General features: G+C 67.3%; 1 protein-coding gene. It reads left to right on the forward strand.

Translation table 11 applies throughout. The features are described 5' to 3' along the window. Positions 1-467: 467 nt before the first annotated feature. Positions 468-654, forward strand: a 187-nt coding sequence (locus MKK82_RS02310) for a hypothetical protein (RefSeq protein WP_243984547.1), incomplete at its 3' end; no start/stop codon positions are given.

A 654-nucleotide genomic window follows, 5' to 3' on the forward strand; every position in this document is an offset into this window, starting at 1 on the left:
TAGCCCATCGGAGCGTACCCACCGTAAGGACCACCATACCCATAGCCGTAGCCGCCGTAGGGGTACCCGTAGCCGCCGGCGAGGCCATACCCGACGGCCGCACCCGTGGCCAAACCGAGTCCCAGTCCGAGGCCACCGTAACCGTATCCACGGCCATAGCCGTAGCCGTAGCGGCCATACCCACCACGGCGGCTACGGCTATGGGTATGGTGGTCCTTACGGTGGGTACGCTCCGATGGGCTACTATGGCGGCCCCTACGGCTACTACCGCCGGCCCTACGGCTATGGGTACGGGTCCTGAGATCAGCACACGGGCGCCGTACACGCGCCCGTAACCGCGCCCTGGCACTATGCCTGTGGGCCACGTTGCGTATCGGCCCACCGCTGGTGAGATCGGACGCTCCCCCGCCCCGTGAGCAGATCGGGGCGGAGCCGAGCGGCCGAGGCTCCGCATGGGGTAAAGGGCCATGCCAATCCACTTGGAGAAGAAGCTGTCGGACGCGGAGCTGGACCGGCTCGCGCGTGAGCTGTTTGCCGAGGTGCGGGCCCAGCATTCCGAGAAGCCGCTGAGCAAGCTAGCCCAGGACGCGACCGGCGACGCCGGTGCGGATCTGCTCGACTGGCTGCTAGACGGCGGGGAGGATGCTGGTAATA

The organism is Methylobacterium sp. E-046 (assembly GCF_022829625.1).
GTDB classification, from domain to species: domain Bacteria; phylum Pseudomonadota; class Alphaproteobacteria; order Rhizobiales; family Beijerinckiaceae; genus Methylobacterium; species Methylobacterium longum.